This is a genomic window from Blastococcus haudaquaticus, from assembly GCF_900230285.1.
Lineage (GTDB): Bacteria > Actinomycetota > Actinomycetes > Mycobacteriales > Geodermatophilaceae > Blastococcus_B > Blastococcus_B haudaquaticus.
In genome coordinates, this window is sequence record NZ_OCNK01000003.1 from 378770 (window position 1) to 394917 (window position 16148).

Consider the following 16148-nt stretch of genomic DNA (forward strand, 5'->3'; position numbering starts at 1 on the left):
CATCTTGCCGATCGCCGTCGTTCGGCCCGTCCCTAGGATCGGTGCCCATGCGTCTGCCCGGCCGTTACGACGGCGTCGCCCGGCCGATCGTCACCTACGGCAGCAACCCGGTCCTGCACCGGTCCTGCGCCCCGGTGACCGAGTTCGATCGGCCGCTGCGCCACCTGCTGCTCGACATGTTCGCCAGCATGGAGGCGGCCGACGGCGTGGGCCTGGCGGCCAACCAGATCGGCGTCGATGCCCGGATCTTCGTGATCGACTGCCCGGACGCCGACGGCGAGGACGTCGTGGGCTACGTGGTCAACCCCACGCTGACGATCCTCGAGCCCGTCGGCGACGAGCCGGCCGAGGAGACCACCGAGGAGGGCTGCCTCTCGGTGCCCGGTCCCTATGCCGAGCTGCCGCGGGCCTTCCGCGCCCGGGTCGACGGCGTCGACGTGCACGGGGACCCCATGTCCATCGAGGCCACCGGGATGGCCGCCCGGTGCCTGCAGCACGAGGTCGACCACCTCGACGGGACCGTCTACGTCGACCTGCTGACGGAGGAGCACCGCGAGCGCCTGCTGGCGGAGGCGGCCGGGCCCGGCGGCGACCTGCCGGCGTGAGCCTCGCCGGACGGTTGGTCCTGTTCGACCTCGACGGCACGCTGGTCGACTCCGCGCCGGGCATCTTCTCCTCGGTCCGGCACGCCGCGGCGGCCCTCGGCCTGCCCGGGCCCACGCCGGAGCAGTTGCGGGCGATGGTCGGCCCGCCACTGCAGGACGGCTTCGCGCTGGTGCTCGGCGTCCCGGCAGCCGACGTCCCCCGGGCCGTCGCCGCCTACCGGGAGCACTACGCGGCGGGCGCGCTGCTGGACGTCACCGTGCACGGCGGCGTCCCGGACCTGCTCGCCGCGCTGCGGGAGGCCGGCGCCACCCTCGCCGTCGCGACCAGCAAGCCGGAGCCGTTCGCCGTCCGCGTGCTGGCGCACACCGGTCTGCTGCCGTCGTTCGCCGGCGTGCACGGCGCGACGATGGACGGTGTCGTCCGGCACAAGGACCAGGTGGTCGCCGCGGCTCTCGCCGCGCACCCCGGCGGCCGCGACCCGGTGCTGATCGGGGACCGGGCGCACGACGTGCTGGGCGCCGCGGCGCACGGCCTGCCGTGCATCGGCGCCGGCTGGGGCCCGGCGGAGGACGGCGAGCTGGAGCGGGCCGGCGCGTCCGCGATCGCCGCCACGCCCGCCGACGTGCCGCGCCTGCTCGGAGAGATCGGGTGAGCAACGGGTGCTCGTCGCGCAGGATGGGCCGGTGCACGCCTTCACCGAGCAGCAGGTCCGCCGTTCCTTCGTCAACTGCTCCCAGGGCGAGGCGAAGGGCCTGACCCTGCCCGAGGACTTCGCCTCGCTCGACTGGGCGGAGCTGGAACTCCTCGGCTGGCGGGACCCGAAGGCACCGCTGCGCGGCTACCTGGTCCTCGACGCCGGCGACCGGCCGGTGGGCATCGCCGTCCGTGCTGCCGACACGCGGATGTCCGGCCGGACCACCGCGATGTGCCTGCTCTGCCAGACGACGCAGGCGGGGGACGCGGTGTCGCTGTTCACGGCCCGGCGCAGCGGCGAGGCCGGCCGCAACGGCAACACCGTCGGCACGTACATGTGCGCCGATCTGGGCTGTGCGGAGCGGGTGAGGTCGGAGATCCCGCCGTGGCTGCTGGAGCGGGATCCCGCCGAGGTGGTGGCCGAGCGCGCGGCTGAGCTGCGGGAACGGGTCGCGGGCTTCGTGGACGCCGTCCGCCGCTGAGGTGTGGGCGAGGTCGATCGTGGGGCAGCTGACCTCGCATGACCGAAGCCACGCCTCTCCGTGCTCTTGCCCTCGTCTGCAGCCTCAAGGCCTCGCCCGCGCCGTCCAGCAGTGACCTGATCGCCCGTCAGCTGCTCGAGGAGCTCGCGAAGCACGGCGTCACCGGGGACGTCGTCCGCGTCGTGGACCACGACGTGAAGCCCGGCGTGGAGGTGGACATGGGGGAGGGTGACGCCTGGCCGGCGATCCGCGCGCGGATGATGGCGGCCGACATCCTCGTCGTCTCGACGCCGACCTGGGTCCGTCACATGAGCAGCGTCGCCCAGCGGGTCCTGGAGCGGCTGGACGGCGAGCTGTCGGAGACCGACGGGACCGGCCGTCCGCTGGTCACCGGCAAGGTCGCGGTCACGGCCGTGGTGGGCAACGAGGACGGCGCGCACAAGATCACCGCCGACCTCATGCAGGGCCTCAACGACATGGGCTTCACCATCCCGGCCCAGGGCGGCACCTACTGGAACGACGAGGCCATGGGCAGCCGCGACTACCTGGACCTGGCCGAGACCCCGGAGGCGGTCGCGTCGACCAACACGACGCTGGCGGAGAACGCCGCGTCCCTGGCCCGGGCGCTGAAGGCGAGCCCTTACCCGGGCAGCTGAGCCATGGCCTCGGGTCGCTCGGCCGGCACGAGCGACCCGACCGTCCGGTGGGCACGCAGCAGACCGACGACGGCGAGCAGGCCGAGGACGATCACCACGGCGCCGTAGATCTCGGTCGTCCGCGCCAGGCCGATCTCCTCGACGGCGATGCCGGCGGCGATCGAGGGCAGGCTGAAGGCCAGGTAGCCGACGACGAAGATGCTGGCGAGCAGGCCGGCCCGGAAACCCGGGGCGACGCCGGCGGTGATGGTCGCGACCGCGCCGAGGAAGGCCGCGCCGAAGCCGAAGCCGGTGACGACCGCCGCCGCGAACAGCAGCAGCGCCGAGGTGGCCAACAGCGAGACGAGCGTGCCCACGACCCCGACGGTGAAGACCAGCGCGCCGACCAGCAGCGCCCGCTCGGGCGGTGAGGTGCGCAGGGCCAGCGACCCGACGATGCCGGTGCCGTTGAGTGCGAGGATCAGCAGCCCGCCGACCAGGTGGTTGTCGATGGCGAAGACGTCGGCGACCAGCGACGGACCCAGCGAGGCGTAGAGCCCGCCCACCGACCAGCAGGCGACGAGCAGCGGCAGCGCGACGACGAAGGCCCGGCGGTGCTCGGACGGCACGTGCACCGCCGGCCGCAGCGAGGCCGCCGCGCCCGGCAGCCGCGGGGAGCTCTCCGGCAGCAGCACCGTGCCGACGGCAGCGAGCAGGAAGACCGCGGTGAGCACGCCGAACACCCAGTCGGTGGGCGAGGGGACGAGCTGCACCAGGAGTCCCGCGCCGACCGCGCCGATCGAGAGCCCGAGTCCGGGCGAGGCGCTGTTGATGAAGGCGCCCAGCGGGCGCTCCCGGTGCTGCAGGTCGAGCAGTGACGCGCCCAGCGTGCTGGTCAGCGCGCCGGTGGCCAGCCCCTGGACGACGCGGGCGGCGAGCAACCAGCCGACGCCGTCGGCGAAGAGGAACAGCGCCATCGCGGCGGCCTCGAGCACGAACGCGCCGACGAGCACCGGCCGCCGGCCGACGTGGTCGGACAGCCCGCCGACCACCAGCAGCGAGGCGAGCAGGGCGAAGGAGTAGATGCCGAAGATCGTCGTCAGGACGCCGGAGCTGAACCCGAACTGCTCCTGGTACACGCGGTACAGCGGCGAGGGCACGCCCGACGCCGCCAGCATGAGGACCAGCAGCACCGCCACGGACCAGAAGGCAGGCGCTCTGGGCAGGCGGCGGGAGACGGGCATGACAACCAGGAAGGCGCCCGCCGGGCGGCTGATTCCCGGGAGCGCGTGTCGGGCAGGCGCGTGGTGCCGCCACCCTCGGGTAGAGGCGGCTCATGGCGCTTCCCCGGATCCTCGTCCTCGTGCTGGCCGGCGGTGCCGGTGGCCGTCTCGAACTGCTCACCGACCAGCGGGCGAAGCCGGCCGTCCCGTTCGCCGGGGTCTACCGCCTCGTCGACTTCCCGCTCAGCAACTGCCAGCACTCCGGCATCTCCGACGTCTGGGTGTCGGTGCAGTACCACCCGACGTCGCTGTCGGACCACCTCGCCAACGGCCGCCCGTGGGACCTGGACCGGACCTCGGGCGGGCTGATGATGCTGCCGCCCTACCAGGGCACCGACCGGGGCGGCTGGGTCAGCGGCACCGCGAACCTGCTGTGGCGGCAGGCCGACCTGATCCGCGAGTACGACGCCGACGCCCTCGTCGTCGTCAGCTCCGACGCGGTCTACAAGCTGGACTACCGGGACGTGGTCGACACCCACCTCGGGTCCGGCGCGGAGGTCACGATGGTGACCACCGAGGTGGCTGCCGACGACGCGTCCCGCTACGGGATCGTGCAGGTCGACGGTGAGCGGGTCACCGACTACGCCTACAAGCCCGACGAACCGGCGACCACGACGGCCACGAACGAGGTCTTCGTCTTCACGCCCGGCGCCACGCTGGACCGGCTGGACGGACTGGACGACGAACTGGGGGAGGACGGCCTCGAGGACCTCGGCAGCCATCTGCTGCCGGCGCAGACGCGGGAGGGGCTGGCCCGGGCCTACTCGTTCGGCGGCTACTGGCGCGACGTCGGCACGGTGCCGGCCTACTGGCAGGCGCACCGCGACTTCCTGGCGGCCGAGCCGCCCATCGACCTCGACGACCCGGCGTGGCCGCTGCACACCCGGGGCGGCCGGCACAGCGCCGCCCGCATCCTCCCCGGGGCGGTGGTCGACGAGAGCCTGGTGTCCGGGGGCACCCGGGTCGCCGGCGAGGTGCGCGGCTCGGTCCTGTCCCCCGGCGTCGTGGTGGAGAAAGGGGCGACCGTCGTCGACTCCGTGCTGCTGCCCGGCGCACACGTCCGCGCGGGCGCCCGGGTGGTGCGGTCGGTCCTCGACGACGGCGTCGAGGTGGGGGAGCGGGCCGTGGTGGGCGGGGACGGCGACGTGACGCTGATCGGCCGCCGCGCCCGCGTCGACGCCGGCAGCGAGATCCTCGCCGGGGGGCGGCTGCCGGAGCTCGAGCAGGACTGATCAGGAGGCCGGCGCGTCGAACTCCATCCACACCCGGCGACGGTCGCCCCGGCTGCGCACCTCCGCCATCGCCGCCACCCGGCGGCGCTGCCCGGCCGTCGCCACGTGGTTGACGACGGCGATCTCGGCGTCCCGCATGGCCCGCTCGGCGGCGAACTCCGCAGGTGTCGACGGGAAGGACTCCGGCTCGTCGTCCACGTCGTCGGCGCGGGGGCGCGCGTACGGGCTGTCGGGCGGGAGGTTGCCGCTCACCCGGCCGTAGGCGCCGAGCAGCAGCAGGAACAGGCCGGCGACGACGGAGAAGACGACGTTCTCGATCTCGAAGGCCAGCACGTTGAACGACGTCCGCAGCACCGCGAGGTTCGCCAGGGCCGAGACCAGGAACAGCACCCCGACGACGATCATGACCGTCGAGGCGACCCGCGGGCTCCGGAGCGCCGCGATGACGAGCACTGCCGCGGTGAGCACGGAGACCGTCGACAGCAGGCCGTTGGACGACAGACCGAGGATCGGCTCGCCGTCCGTGGAGAAGAAGTCCAGGCCGCCGGCGAAGCCCAGGACGCCGAACAGGAGGATCACGGCCGCGACGGCCAGGGCGCCGATCCGCTGCACGGTGAAGACGCGGGGTTCGGGACCGTCGGCGGTCCGGGCACGGGTGGGGAGGTGCAGCTGCATCGCGAGCTCCTCGGGAGAGGTGGGGGACGCCCGTACTTCGCCGGCTGCCCGCTCCGCAGATGCGGCCGACGTCACATCGCGCGGTGGAGCAGGTCGCCTGCCAGCCGACCCGCCAGCGGGTGGCCGAAGAGCCCGGGCAGCCCGCCGGTGTGCACGAACACGGTCCGTTCCCCGGGCCGGATGCCGCCGTCCGCCACCGAGGCCGCCAGGCCGGCGAGGGCCTTGCCGGAGTAGACCGGGTCGAGCAGCAGCCCCGCCGTGCGCCCCGCGGTCCGCATGACCGCCTCCGCGGCCGCGGTCAGCGCGCCGTAGCCCTCGCCCACCTGGTCGGTGCGCAGCCGCAGGCCGGTCGCGGTCGCGGTCGCGGTCGCTCCGAGGCCGCTGAGCAGCGCCGCCACCCGCTCGGCCGGGTCGGTGACGGCGCCGGTGTCCACGCCCAGGACGCGGTCGGCGCCGAGCCCCGCGACCAGCCCGGCCCAAGGACAGGGCGGGAAGGTCGGGGGGAAGGTCCGGGCGCATCCCGTGGTTGGACGGCGCATGACCCAGCAGTTCGAGACCGACATGCACGCCGTCGACATGCACTCGGAGTTCCTGCGGGCCGATCTCTTCCTCGCCATGGGCCAGCCCACCGAGGCGGCCCGGCTCCTGCAGCGCGTCGTCGAGGCCGAGCCCGCCAACGAGGCCGCCCTGGAGCTGCTCGCCCGCGCGTACTTCGCCTCGGCCCAGCTGACCCGGTCCGAGGAGGCGCTGACCCGCCTGGTCGCGCTGGCGCCGGCCAACGGGTGGGCGCGTCGTGCGCTGGCCCGGACTCTCGAGCGGCAGAGCAGGAGCGCGGAGGCCGCGCCGCACCACCGCATGGCCGACGCCCTCGGCGCTGCCTGACCCCGGCGCGATCTGGACTCGTCCGGCTGCGGGGCGTCACGCCACGCCAGTGCGCCGGGCGTTCGGCGGCCCCGAACAGAATCACACGGACGTGTTCCGGGCACCCCGACCTCATGAGCATCCTCGGGAAGTTGATGGGAACTGCAGAGACGGCGGCCCGGAGCAGCGCTCGCGGTGGCCGCGCCACGGCCCGCCCCGCCCGCGGCATGGGGCGCACGACCGGTCGCAGCGGCATGGGGCGGGGCATGGGCCGGGGCAGGGCGACCCCCGCCAGCAGCGGAGGCATCGGCCGGCTGGTCGAGGGCTTCCTGCGCCGGCGCTGACCCTTCAGACGACGGCGGCGGCCACCAGCAGGGTGGCCGCCGTCGCCGTCTCGCCCATGGCGCCCATGACGTCACCGGTCACGCCGCCCAGCCGCGCGCGGGCCCGCCGGTAGAGCACCTCCGCCGCCAGCAGTCCCGCGAGCGCCGCGGCCGCGAGCGGGCCGGCGGCCGTCAGGTCCGCGGACGTGGCGGCGCCGAGCAGGGCGAGCAGGACCACCGCCCAGCCGGCGAGCCAGCGCACGGAGACGGTGCCCGCGACGAGGGCGCCGAGCGACGAGCCCTCGGCCGCCGGCACTCCCGGAAGGCCGGTGCGGGCCATGGCCAGCCGGGCCACGGCCACGGAGGCGCAGAGGGCCAGCCAGCCCCATCGTGTCTCCAGCAGGGCCGCCAGGCAGGCGACCTGCAGCAGCAGGGTGAGCACCAGCGTCACCACGCCGAACGGCCCGACGTCGCCCTGGTGCATCACCTGCAGGGCGCGCTCCCGGTCGCGGAGCGGGCCGAGCCCGTCCGCCGTGTCGGCCAGCCCGTCGAGGTGCAGTCCGCGGGTGAGCACCGCGAGGACGGCGACGGCGAGCACGGCGCCGGCCAGCGGGCTGATCCACCGGTCGCCGAGAACCGCGACGCCGGCCGCGACGCCCCCCAGGGCCAGGCCGACCAGCGGGGCCCACGGCAGGACGCCCCGGGTGGATCCCGCGGCCCGTGCCGGGACCGGCAGGATGGTGAGCAGGGCCGCGGACTCCAGCGGCCCGACGAACCGCACCGGACTCACGCGACGACCTCCAGCCGGGTCACCGTGCCGTTGTGCGGCGTCACCGCGGGCATGGCCTCCGGCCCGAGCCCGGCCACGACGGCCTGGGCCGCGCGGATGGTGTCGCCGTGCGTCACCAGCGCGATCACGTCGGCCGGCGGCTCGGCACACAGGCCCTCGAGGAAGGTCCGCACGCGGTCGTGCAGCTCCGCCAGGCTCTCGCCCCCGGGTGCCGACCAGTGCGGATCGGTCCAGTCGACGACGTCCCAGAGCTCGCGCGACGGGCGGCCCTCCAGCTCGCCGTACCCCTGCTCGCGCAGCGCCGGCGTGGTCGTGATCGGCAGCCCGGTGGCGCGGGCGCAGTGCTCCGCGGTCTGCACCGCCCGCAGCAGGTCGCTGGAGAGCAGCGCTCCCGGGGCCAGACCGGCCAGCTGGGTGGCGGCCGCGGCGGCCTGCGCGTGACCCTTGGCGGTCAGCGGGACGTGCGCCGTCTGGCCCTGCATCAGGCCCGCGGCGTTCCACTCGCTCTGCCCATGGCGGACGAGGAGCAACGTGAGGGGGTGGGCCATGGCAGAGGGAGCGTAGGCGAGGGCCGTGCGGGCTCCTGCCGGCCGCCTCGTACCGTCGTCGTCGTGAGCATCCCCGTGCGCCCCGGTGCCGTCCGTCCGACGGCGCGCCCGTCGGCGCCCGACCCGCTGGGCCCGCTGCTGGACCTGCCCGGGGTCCGCGAGGCGGCGGACGCCGCCCGGGCCGGCATCGACCGGCTGCTGGGGCACAAGGTGCTGCGCCGGGAGTCCGCCGGGGTCAGCAGCGAGTCCGCCCTGCGGGGCGCCCGGGCGTCGGCAGCCCTCGAGGGGGTCGACGTCCCCCTCGGGGAGCTGCGGGCCGGGGAGGTCACCGACCCGGTGGTCCAGGGCGCGCTGCGCGTCTCCGCCGGGCTCGGCTCGATGGTCGAGACGTGGCCCCGGGCGCCGGGCCAGGTGCTGGCCCGCCTGCACGTGCTGGCCGCCGCCGACCTGGCCGACCCCAGCGCGCTGGGACGGCCGGCACCGCACGCCGGGCCGCGCCTGTCGGGGCTCTTCGCCCTGATCACCGCGACGACGACGGTCCCCGCCATCGTCGTCGCCGCCCTGGTGCACGGTGAACTGGCTGCCCTGGCGCCGTTCGGGATGGCGGACGGCGTGGTGGCGCGCGCCGCGGGCAGGCTCACCGTGATCAGCCGCGGCCTCGACCCGAAGGCGGTGTCCGTGCCGGAGGTCGGCTTCGCGGAGCTGGGGCGGGGTGCCTACGACGACGCACTGCGCGGGTACGCCTCCGGCACCGAGGCGGGGGTCGCCGGCTGGCTCGTGCACTGCTGCCTGGCCACCGAGCACGGCGCGCGCGAGGGGCTGGCGATCTGCGAGAGCCTGCTCCGCGGCTGATCTGCGGGGGAGGGCGGCGGGCTCAAGACTGACCGCATGGAGTACCTGGAGGTCGACGGCCTCGGACCGGTGAGCCGCATCGGGCTGGGCACGTGGCAGTTCGGCTCCCGCGAATGGGGCTACGGCAGCAGCTATGCCGACCGTGCGGCCGTCGACATCGTCCGCCGGGCGCGCGAGCTGGGCGTCACCCTCTTCGACACCGCCGAGATCTACGGCTTCGGTCGCAGCGAACGGATCCTGGGCGACGCGCTGGGGCACGAGCGGGACGAGGTCGTCGTCGCCAGCAAGGTCTTCCCCGTCGCGCCGTTCCCTCCGGTGGTGCGGCAGCGCTGGTCGGCCAGCGCACGGCGGCTCGGGCTGGCTCGCATCCCGCTGTACCAGGTCCACCAGCCGAACCCGCTCGTGCCGGACTCGGTGATCATGCCCGCGTTCCGGCGGCTGCTGGGCGAGGGCGGGATCGGCGCCGCAGGCGTCTCGAACTACTCGCTGGCGCGCTGGCAGGCCGCCGACGCCGCCCTCGGGGTGCCGGTGGTGAGCAACCAGGTGCAGTTCTCCCTCGCCCACGCCGGGCCCCTCGACGACCAGGTCCCCTTCGCCGAGCGCGAGAACCGGCTGGTGATCGCCTACAGCCCGCTCGCCCAGGGGCTGCTCGGCGGCCGCTACACCGCCGACCGCCGCCCCGGCGGAGTGCGGGCGGTCAACCCGCTGTTCGGCACCGAGAACCTGCGCAGGGTGGCGCCCCTGCTGGACCTCCTGCGCGACGTGGCCGACGCGCACGACGCGACGCCGTCGCAGGTGGCGCTGGCCTGGCTGACCGGGCTGCCGCGGGTGGTCGTGATCCCCGGCGCGTCCAGCGTGGCGCAGCTGGAGTCCAACGCCGCCGCGGCGGCGATCTCGCTCCGGCCCGACGAGCACGCGGCCCTGACCGCGGCCGCGTGCCTTCTCGCCGGTGTCGGCCGGCCGCACGCTGGTCGACCGGGTAAGGGAGCGGTTCGGCGGCTGAGCAGATGGGCGTCAGCGGGCGGCGAGCGCGAACCCCAGCACTGCGGTCACCACCACCCCGCACGCCGCGGTCGCGGCCGCGGCCATCCAGACGCCGGTCGCTGCGCCGGCCGCCGCGGCGCCCATGACCGCCAGCCACGGGCCCGAGAGCGAGAGGAACAACCCCAGTCGGGCGGTGCGCGACCGGCGCCGCCGCCGGGGTGCCGTGCGGGTGGACTGGCCGAAGAGGACGGCGGCCACGCAGACCGCCAGCACGGCCAGCCAGGCGAGGACCACGAGGAGCACGTCGGCAGGATGTCGCACGCCGGAGGGGGGACCGCGGAGCCCCGCCGGGAGGGAGCGCCGTCAGGCGCCGCGGCGGCGCCGGCGACCGGACAGCGGTGCGGTGTCGTCCACGGCGGACAGCCCCGCGCGCAGCGCACGGTGCCGGGCGTACCAGGCGAGCCCGACGACGGCTGCGCCGACACCCACCGCGGCACCGGTGACGACCGGGGCCGGCGGAGCGGAGAACCGTGCCTTCATGCTGACCGGGCGGGTGAACTGCAGGACCGGCCAGCCGCGCTCCAGGGCGGCCTTGCGGAGCCCGCGGTCGGGGTTGACGGCGGTGGGGTGCCCGACGGCCGACAGCATCGGCAGGTCGGTGATGGAGTCGCTGTAGGCGTAGCAGTCTGCGAGGTCGTAGCCGCCCTCGGCGGCCACCTCGCGCATCGCCGCCGCCTTGTTCTCGCCGTAGGCGTAGAAGGAGATCTCGCCGGTGTAGCGACCGCCCTCGGTCACCATCCGGGTGGCCACGACCCGGTCGACGCCGAGCATCTGGCCGATCGGCTCCACCATCTCGGCGCCGCTGCTGGAGACGATGACGATCTCGCGGCCGGCGGCGCGGTGCTCCTCGATCAGGTCGGCCGCCTCGGCGTAGACCAGCGGGTCCACGATCTCGTGCAGGGTCTCCCGGACGATGTCGTGCACGGTCGCGGCGTCCCAGCCGGTCACCATCGCGGTCAGCTGTGCCCGCAGGCGCTCCATCTGCTGCGCGTCGGCGCCGGCGAGGGAGAAGACCAGCTGCGCGTAGGCGGTCTTGAGCACGGCGCGGCGGTTGATCAGCCCGCCGTTGAAGAACGGCCGGCCGAAGGCCAGCGTGCTGGACTTGGCGATGACCGTCTTGTCCAGGTCGAAGAACGCCGCTGAGCGGGTCACAAGGCACGACTCTAAGTGGACCGGGTGACACCGGAGGACGTCGCGCGCCGTCCACACCCGTTCGGGTCATCCACAGTTCGCCGCGCGTTCTGGCACTGGTTGCCCACGGCGGCGTGGGGTCGGGGCGTGTCCACCTCCCGCACCCCCTCCCGCCCGCTCGTCGTCAGCACCGATGAACGGCTCCTCGACGACCTCCTGAGGCTGCTGGCCACCGCGGGTGCCGAGCCCGAACTGGCGACCGGCGGTCCGGCGCTGCGACGTGCGCACCGGCAGGCGCCGCTGGTCCTCGTCGGGGCCGATGCGCTCGGTGGCGGCGTCGTGCGGGCACTGCCGCGGCGCCCGGGCGTCGTCGTGGTGGCCCTGCGGGAGCTGCCGCCCGCCGAGTGGGCCGGCGCCGTGGAGATCGGTGCGGAGCGGGTCGCGGTGCTCCCGGACGACGAGTCGTGGCTGCTCGCCCGCTCGGCGGCCGCGGTCCGCGAACCGGTGGAGCGGGGTCGGCTGCTGGTCGTCGGCGGGGCATGCGGCGGCGCGGGTGCCAGCACGGTCGCGACGGCCGTCGCGCTGGCCGCGGCACCCGGGGTGACCTTGGTCGACGCCGACCCGTGGGGCGCGGGGCTGGACCTGCTGCTGGGTGCCGAGCGGGTCGAGGGCCTGCGCTGGCCGGACCTGGCCGGGTTGCGCGGGCGCGTCGACGGCGACGCACTCCTCGCCGCCCTGCCGGTCGTGGAAGGGGTGACCGTGGTGGCCGCCTCCCGGTCGGCACCGCAACGGGTCCACGACGACGCCCTGGCCGCCGTCGTGGACGCCGCCCGGTCGATCGGCTCCACGGTCGTGGTGGACCTTCCGCGGGGTGGCGTCGAGGAGACGCCGCTGGGCGACGCGGACCTCGCGGTGCTGGTCGTGCCCGCCCGGCTGCGGGCCGCGACGGCGGCGCGGCTCGTCGTCGAGGGGCCGGGTGGGCCGTGGGCGGGCGCGCAGCTCGTCGTCCGGCAGGTCCCGGGCGGGCTGTCCCGCGACGAGGTCGCCGACGTGGTGGGCCGGCCGGTGCTGGCGGAGCTCGCCCACGACCGCAGCGCGGTCCCGAGAGGCGAGCGGGGTGAGCCGCCGCTGGTGTCGGCGCGGTCCCCGCTGGGCGTCGTCGCGCGGCGCGTGCTCGCGGCCCTGCCGGCCGCCGGGGCACCGCGGTGAGCGCGCCGCCCCTGCTGGACCGGGTCCGCGCCCGCCTGGCGCTGCAACCGGGACCGCCCACCCGCGCCGGCGTGGCCGCGCTCGTGCGGGAGGAGTCCGGTGGCCTGCTGGGCGACGACGACGTGCTGCGCGCGGTCCGCGACGCCGTCGACGAACTCGCCGGTGCGGGTCCGCTGGAGCCGCTGCTGCGCGCGCCGGGAGTCACCGACGTGCTGGTCAACGGGCCCGAGCAGGTGTGGGTCGACCGGGGATCGGGGCCGGAGCGGACCGGGGTGCGGTTCGCCGACGACGACGCGGTCCGCCGGCTGGCCGTCCGGCTCGCGGCCACGGTGGGCCGCCGGCTGGACGACGCGTCGCCCTGGGTCGACGTCGGGCTCGGCGACGGCACCCGGCTGCACGCGGTGCTCCCGCCGGTGTCGGGCAGCGGCACCTGCCTGTCTCTGCGGGTGCTGCGCCGGACCACGCACACCCTCGCGGACCTGGCGGCCCTCGGCACCCTCCCCGGCGACAGCGAGGAGCTGCTGCGGCAGGTGGTGGCGCACCGGCTGGCGTTCCTGGTCACGGGCGGGACGGGATCGGGGAAGACGACCCTGCTCTCGGCGCTGCTCGGGGCCGCCGATCCCGCCGACCGGATCGTGCTGTGCGAGGACGCGCCCGAGCTGACCCCGCAGCACCCGCACGTGGTGCGGCTGCTGACACGGCCCCCGAACGTCGAGGGCGTCGGCCTGGTGACGTTGCGGGACCTGGTCCGGCAGGCCCTGCGCATGCGGCCGGACCGGCTGGTGGTGGGAGAGGTGCGCGGCGCGGAGGTGACCGATCTGCTGGCCGCGCTGAACACCGGCCACGACGGTGGCGGCGGCACGCTGCACGCCAACCGGCCCGCCGAGGTGCCCGCCCGGCTGGAGGCGCTGGGCGTCGCCGCAGGCCTCGACCGGGCAGCCGTGCACAGCCAGGCAGCGGCGGCGCTCGCCGTCGTGGTGCACCTCCGGCGCACCCCCGCCGGCCGACGGGTGACCGAGCTCGGTGTCGTCCGGCGGGCCGGCGAGCGGGTGGTCGTCGAACCCGGATGGCGGGCCGACGGGCTGCCCGCGGCTGCTGCCGGCCGCTTGCGGGAGCTGGTCGAGGGCCGGCCGTGACGGCGGCCCTGCTCGCCGCGGCGCTGGCGGCGCTGTGCTGGCCGGACCCGCGGTCCGGGCGCGGGACGAGGCTGCGCGGCCTCGACGTCTCCGGCAGTCCGGCCCGACGTCCCGTGCTCGTCGCCCTGCCGGTGGCGGGCACGGCTGCCGTCGCCGCCGCCGCGGCCACAGCCCTCGTGAGCCCGCCGCTGGTGGCGGCACTGGCCGCCCTGACCGCCTACGCCGGTGGGCGGACCTGGAACGGCCAACGGCTGGCCCGCCGCTCGGAGCAGCGGCTGCGGTCGGTCGCCGAGTCGCTGGGCGCGCTCGGGGCCGAGCTGCGGAGCGGGCGGTCGTTCGAGGACGCGACCGCGGCAGCGGTGGCCTCCTGCCCGGACGAGACCTGCCGTTCGGCACTGACCCGGGCCCTGCGGGCCCCCGGAGCGGGGGTTCCGCCGGGGCTGGGCGCGGACCTGACCGCCGCCCTCGGACGGGTGTCGGCCGGCGTCCTGGTGAGCGCCCGGACGGGCTGCTCCCTCGCTGCGGTCACCGCAGCCGTCGAGGACGACCTGCGCAGCCGGCACCGCCTGGGCCTGGAGCTGCGCACCGCCACCGCCGGCCCCCGGGCGAGCGCGATGCTGCTCGCCGCGCTGCCGCTGCTGGGCCTGGCGATGGGTGGCGGGGTGGGTGCTGATCCGTGGCGGGTCCTGACCACGACCGGGACCGGCCAGGTACTGCTGGTCGTGGGGGTCGCGCTGGAGCTCATCGGTCTGTCCTGGTCGGAACGCCTCGTGCGGCGGGCCGTCCGGTGACCGCCGCGGCGCTGGGAGCGCTGGCCGCCGCTCTGCTCCTCTGGTCGCCGGGGTCGCGGCTCACCCGGCTGCGGCTGGCGCGGTTGCGCCCCCGTGCCCGTCCTGCCGAGCTCGCTGACGACCCGGCACCGTCGCGCCGACGGCGCTGGTGCCTGGCCACCGCCGCCGGTCTGGCGGTCGCGGCGTTCCTGGGCGGCCTCTCCGGCGTGCTGGCCGGCACGGCCGTGGCAGTCCTCGCCGAGCGAGCCCTCCGCGGGCGGGACGACCGGGACGTCGAACGCGCTGCGATCGAGCGCGAGATCCCGGCCGCCTGCGACCTTCTCGGGGTGTGCCTCGCGGCCGGCGTCCCGGTCGGGTCGGCCCTGGCGGCGGTCGGCGCCGCGGTGCCCGATCCGCTGGGGAGCTCCCTGAGGGGGGTCGCCGCGCTGTCCCGCCTGGGCGCCGATCCGCGCCGGGCGTGGGCCGACGTCCCGGCGGAGCTCGCCGCGCTGGGACGGGTGCTGATCCGGGCCGGGGAGTCGGGAGCGGCCGCGGTGCCGGCGCTGCGGGCGCTCGCGGGGGAGAGCCGGGCCGCCGCGCGTGCAGCAGCGCAGTCGGGCGTGCAGCGGGCCGGGGTCTGGGTGCTGGCGCCGCTGGGCCTCTGCTTCCTGCCGGCGTTCGTGTGCCTGGGGGTCGTGCCCATGGTGCTCGGCATCGCAGGCGACGTCTTCCGGTGAGCCGTCGTGCACAGCCCGAGCGCCCGTCCACAGATCTCCGCGGGCCGTCGGATCCGCGCCCGGCCGGCGGAAGTCTCGACGCGAGGGCCCGAGCGTCGGGCCACGACCGAGGAGGCACCTGTGGCGACAGCGAACACCGTCGAGGACCCGGGCGACGGCACGGCCGACGGCCCCCCGATCAGCGGGCGGCTCGGCCGACGATGGGCGGCCGTCCGCGCGACCGGTGAGGCAGGGATGAGCACGGCCGAGTACGCCGTCGGCACCGTGGCGGCGTGCGCCTTCGCCGCGGTGCTCTACCGGGTCGTCACCGGGAGCTCGATCGTCGACGGGCTGACCGCCCTGGTCGACTCCGCGCTCGCGACGCTGTCCTGACCGGTGCGCGACCGTCGTGGTCGGCTCCGGGCAGGAGCTCGCGGAGAGGCCGGCATGGTCACCGCCGAGACCGCGGTCGTCCTCCCCGTGCTCCTCCTCGTGCTGGCGGGCGTCGTCGCCGCAGTGGTCGTGGTCGGTGCCCAGCTGCGCTGCGTGGACGCCGCCCGCGAGGGCGCCCGCGCCGCGGCCCGCGGGGAGGAGGCGGCCGTGGTCACCGACCTGGTGCGCCGGATCGCGCCCGAGGGAGCCGGCGCCACCCTCGCCACCGACGGGGAGGAGGTCCGGGTGACGGTGTCGGCCCGGATCGCACCCCTCGGGCCGGTGCCGCTCGACGTCACCGTGTCCGCCGAGGCAGTGGCCCTCCGGGAATCGGACGGCTGGGCGGGATGAGCGGCAGGGCAGACGCCCGGGAGCGGGGTTCGGCGACCGTGTGGGTGATCGTGCTGTGCGGCGTCCTGGCGACCGTCGGGGTGGCCGTCGTCCTCACCGGCGCCGCCGTCGTCGCCCGGCACCGCGCGGGCGCCGCGGCGGACCTGGCGGCGCTGGCCGGCGCGGCCCGCGCTGTCCAGGGTGGCGACGCGTGCGCGGAGGCGGCCCGGCTGGCAGCGGCCAACGGCGCGCAGTCGACCGGGTGCGAGGTCGAGCCGGGCGGCCGGGTGCGGGTGACGGTCAGCGTGCCGGTCGCCCTCGGACGGCTCGGTATCTTCCCCGCCACCGGTCGTGCGCGGGCCGGTCCGGTCCCGGTGGGGGCCGACCCGTGAGACAGGGC

At 76.2% G+C, this 16148-nt stretch carries 22 protein-coding genes and 1 pseudogene; 16 read left to right on the forward strand and 7 right to left on the reverse strand.

The window, feature by feature from the left end; all coding sequences use genetic code 11:
* Positions 1 to 47 precede the first annotated feature (47 nt).
* From def to CRP30_RS13220, 4 genes are read left to right on the forward strand one after another with little or no spacing between them, the layout of a single operon-like run.
* Positions 48 to 605, forward strand: coding sequence for a peptide deformylase (def, locus tag CRP30_RS13205; protein ID WP_097184427.1), 558 nt, complete (start codon positions 48 to 50; stop codon positions 603 to 605).
* Entirely contained in the window at positions 602 to 1258 is a 657-nt protein-coding gene (locus CRP30_RS13210; protein WP_097184428.1) for an HAD hydrolase-like protein, read from the forward strand. Before def ends, CRP30_RS13210 begins: the two co-directional genes overlap by 4 nt.
* Before the next feature lie 31 nt (positions 1259 to 1289).
* Positions 1290 to 1781 carry an FBP domain-containing protein gene (locus CRP30_RS13215; RefSeq protein ID WP_097184429.1) on the forward strand — a complete coding sequence of 164 codons (492 nt, stop codon included), beginning with the start codon at positions 1290 to 1292 and terminating at the stop codon, positions 1779 to 1781.
* Positions 1782 to 1819: 38 nt separating this feature from the next.
* Positions 1820 to 2437, forward strand: coding sequence for a flavodoxin family protein (locus tag CRP30_RS13220; RefSeq protein WP_097184430.1), 618 nt, complete (start codon positions 1820 to 1822; stop codon positions 2435 to 2437).
* Here the strand turns inward: CRP30_RS13220 and CRP30_RS13225 are convergent.
* On the reverse strand, positions 2422 to 3660 hold the full coding sequence (locus CRP30_RS13225) for an MFS transporter (protein WP_097184431.1): 1239 nt from the start codon (positions 3658 to 3660) through the stop codon (positions 2422 to 2424). The two genes, CRP30_RS13220 and CRP30_RS13225, sit on opposite strands and share 16 nt — an antisense overlap.
* A gap of 92 nt (positions 3661 to 3752) precedes the next feature.
* Here CRP30_RS13225 and CRP30_RS13230 point away from each other — a divergent pair, with 92 nt between their 5' ends.
* Entirely contained in the window at positions 3753 to 4931 is a 1179-nt protein-coding gene (locus CRP30_RS13230; RefSeq protein ID WP_097184432.1) for a glucose-1-phosphate adenylyltransferase family protein, read from the forward strand.
* Here CRP30_RS13230 and CRP30_RS13235 read toward each other — a convergent pair whose 3' ends face one another.
* A complete protein-coding gene (locus tag CRP30_RS13235; protein WP_097184433.1) occupies positions 4932 to 5606 on the reverse strand; it encodes a DUF4383 domain-containing protein in 675 nt (224 codons plus the stop codon). It abuts the gene before it with no gap.
* A gap of 71 nt (positions 5607 to 5677) precedes the next feature.
* A complete protein-coding gene (locus CRP30_RS13240) occupies positions 5678 to 6145 on the reverse strand; it encodes a pyridoxal-phosphate dependent enzyme (RefSeq protein WP_200814739.1) in 468 nt (155 codons plus the stop codon).
* On the opposite strand from CRP30_RS13240, the gene CRP30_RS13245 reads away from it, so the two are divergent.
* Both CRP30_RS13245 and CRP30_RS13250 read left to right on the forward strand, forming a co-directional pair.
* Positions 6144 to 6488 carry a tetratricopeptide repeat protein gene (locus CRP30_RS13245; RefSeq protein ID WP_235003377.1) on the forward strand — a complete coding sequence of 115 codons (345 nt, stop codon included), beginning with the start codon at positions 6144 to 6146 and terminating at the stop codon, positions 6486 to 6488. The two genes, CRP30_RS13240 and CRP30_RS13245, sit on opposite strands and share 2 nt — an antisense overlap.
* A gap of 134 nt (positions 6489 to 6622) precedes the next feature.
* Positions 6623 to 6811, forward strand: coding sequence for a hypothetical protein (locus tag CRP30_RS13250; protein ID WP_235003378.1), 189 nt, complete (start codon positions 6623 to 6625; stop codon positions 6809 to 6811).
* Positions 6812 to 6815: 4 nt separating this feature from the next.
* Here CRP30_RS13250 and CRP30_RS13255 read toward each other — a convergent pair whose 3' ends face one another.
* Together CRP30_RS13255 and CRP30_RS13260 are read right to left on the reverse strand one after the other, a co-directional pair.
* A complete protein-coding gene (locus CRP30_RS13255) occupies positions 6816 to 7580 on the reverse strand; it encodes an adenosylcobinamide-GDP ribazoletransferase (protein ID WP_235003379.1) in 765 nt (254 codons plus the stop codon).
* Positions 7577 to 8128: a histidine phosphatase family protein gene (locus tag CRP30_RS13260; protein ID WP_097184435.1), complete on the reverse strand. Its 552-nt coding sequence runs from the start codon at positions 8126 to 8128 to the stop codon at positions 7577 to 7579. The genes CRP30_RS13255 and CRP30_RS13260 overlap by 4 nt, the downstream gene beginning before the upstream one ends.
* 63 nt (positions 8129 to 8191) lie before the next feature.
* Between CRP30_RS13260 and CRP30_RS13265 the strand changes: the two genes are divergently transcribed.
* Both CRP30_RS13265 and CRP30_RS13270 read left to right on the forward strand, forming a co-directional pair.
* Complete coding sequence (locus CRP30_RS13265) at positions 8192 to 8980, forward strand: Fic family protein (protein WP_097184436.1); 789 nt, start codon at positions 8192 to 8194, stop codon at positions 8978 to 8980.
* Positions 8981 to 9016: 36 nt separating this feature from the next.
* Positions 9017 to 9853: pseudogene (locus CRP30_RS13270) on the forward strand (aldo/keto reductase); the annotation flags it as partial.
* A gap of 141 nt (positions 9854 to 9994) precedes the next feature.
* Here CRP30_RS13270 and CRP30_RS13275 read toward each other — a convergent pair.
* Both CRP30_RS13275 and CRP30_RS13280 read right to left on the reverse strand, forming a co-directional pair.
* On the reverse strand, positions 9995 to 10267 hold the full coding sequence (locus tag CRP30_RS13275; RefSeq protein WP_097184437.1) for a hypothetical protein: 273 nt from the start codon (positions 10265 to 10267) through the stop codon (positions 9995 to 9997).
* 60 nt (positions 10268 to 10327) lie between these two features.
* On the reverse strand, positions 10328 to 11176 hold the full coding sequence (locus CRP30_RS13280) for an HAD family hydrolase (RefSeq protein ID WP_097184438.1): 849 nt from the start codon (positions 11174 to 11176) through the stop codon (positions 10328 to 10330).
* Positions 11177 to 11302: 126 nt separating this feature from the next.
* Between CRP30_RS13280 and ssd the strand changes: the two genes are divergently transcribed.
* The 7 genes from ssd to CRP30_RS13315 all read left to right on the forward strand — a co-directional run bounded on the left by ssd (position 11303) and on the right by CRP30_RS13315 (position 16140).
* Positions 11303 to 12364 (forward strand): septum site-determining protein Ssd, encoded by a 1062-nt coding sequence (ssd, locus tag CRP30_RS13285; protein WP_097184439.1) that lies wholly within the window; start codon positions 11303 to 11305, stop codon positions 12362 to 12364.
* Positions 12361 to 13500, forward strand: a complete 1140-nt coding sequence (locus tag CRP30_RS13290) for a TadA family conjugal transfer-associated ATPase (RefSeq protein ID WP_097184440.1) — start codon at positions 12361 to 12363, stop codon at positions 13498 to 13500. The genes ssd and CRP30_RS13290 overlap by 4 nt, the downstream gene beginning before the upstream one ends.
* On the forward strand, positions 13497 to 14291 hold the full coding sequence (locus CRP30_RS13295) for a type II secretion system F family protein (RefSeq protein WP_097184441.1): 795 nt from the start codon (positions 13497 to 13499) through the stop codon (positions 14289 to 14291). Before CRP30_RS13290 ends, CRP30_RS13295 begins: the two co-directional genes overlap by 4 nt.
* Positions 14288 to 15007 (forward strand): type II secretion system F family protein, encoded by a 720-nt coding sequence (locus tag CRP30_RS13300; RefSeq protein WP_097184442.1) that lies wholly within the window; start codon positions 14288 to 14290, stop codon positions 15005 to 15007. Before CRP30_RS13295 ends, CRP30_RS13300 begins: the two co-directional genes overlap by 4 nt.
* A gap of 120 nt (positions 15008 to 15127) precedes the next feature.
* Positions 15128 to 15379 carry a DUF4244 domain-containing protein gene (locus CRP30_RS23030; protein WP_235003380.1) on the forward strand — a complete coding sequence of 84 codons (252 nt, stop codon included), beginning with the start codon at positions 15128 to 15130 and terminating at the stop codon, positions 15377 to 15379.
* 54 nt (positions 15380 to 15433) lie between these two features.
* Positions 15434 to 15769 (forward strand): TadE family type IV pilus minor pilin, encoded by a 336-nt coding sequence (locus CRP30_RS13310; protein WP_097184443.1) that lies wholly within the window; start codon positions 15434 to 15436, stop codon positions 15767 to 15769.
* Positions 15766 to 16140 carry an Rv3654c family TadE-like protein gene (locus tag CRP30_RS13315; RefSeq protein WP_097184444.1) on the forward strand — a complete coding sequence of 125 codons (375 nt, stop codon included), beginning with the start codon at positions 15766 to 15768 and terminating at the stop codon, positions 16138 to 16140. The genes CRP30_RS13310 and CRP30_RS13315 overlap by 4 nt, the downstream gene beginning before the upstream one ends.
* Positions 16141 to 16148 lie beyond the last annotated feature (8 nt).

Excerpts from the sequence above, each read along its gene's own strand:
- CRP30_RS13240 (WP_200814739.1), bottom strand. The coding sequence starts at position 6,145 with ATGCGCCGTCCAACCACGGGATGCGCCCGGACCTTCCCCCCGACCTTC.
- def (WP_097184427.1), top strand. The coding sequence starts at position 48 with ATGCGTCTGCCCGGCCGTTACGACGGCGTCGCCCGGCCGATCGTCACC.
- CRP30_RS13250 (WP_235003378.1), top strand. The coding sequence starts at position 6,623 with ATGGGAACTGCAGAGACGGCGGCCCGGAGCAGCGCTCGCGGTGGCCGC.
- CRP30_RS13225 (WP_097184431.1), bottom strand. The coding sequence starts at position 3,660 with ATGCCCGTCTCCCGCCGCCTGCCCAGAGCGCCTGCCTTCTGGTCCGTG.
- CRP30_RS13220 (WP_097184430.1), top strand. The coding sequence starts at position 1,820 with ATGACCGAAGCCACGCCTCTCCGTGCTCTTGCCCTCGTCTGCAGCCTC.
- CRP30_RS13315 (WP_097184444.1), top strand. The coding sequence starts at position 15,766 with ATGAGCGGCAGGGCAGACGCCCGGGAGCGGGGTTCGGCGACCGTGTGG.
- CRP30_RS13260 (WP_097184435.1), bottom strand. The coding sequence starts at position 8,128 with ATGGCCCACCCCCTCACGTTGCTCCTCGTCCGCCATGGGCAGAGCGAG.
- CRP30_RS13245 (WP_235003377.1), top strand. The coding sequence starts at position 6,144 with ATGACCCAGCAGTTCGAGACCGACATGCACGCCGTCGACATGCACTCG.
- CRP30_RS13230 (WP_097184432.1), top strand. The coding sequence starts at position 3,753 with ATGGCGCTTCCCCGGATCCTCGTCCTCGTGCTGGCCGGCGGTGCCGGT.
- CRP30_RS13310 (WP_097184443.1), top strand. The coding sequence starts at position 15,434 with ATGGTCACCGCCGAGACCGCGGTCGTCCTCCCCGTGCTCCTCCTCGTG.
- CRP30_RS13235 (WP_097184433.1), bottom strand. The coding sequence starts at position 5,606 with ATGCAGCTGCACCTCCCCACCCGTGCCCGGACCGCCGACGGTCCCGAA.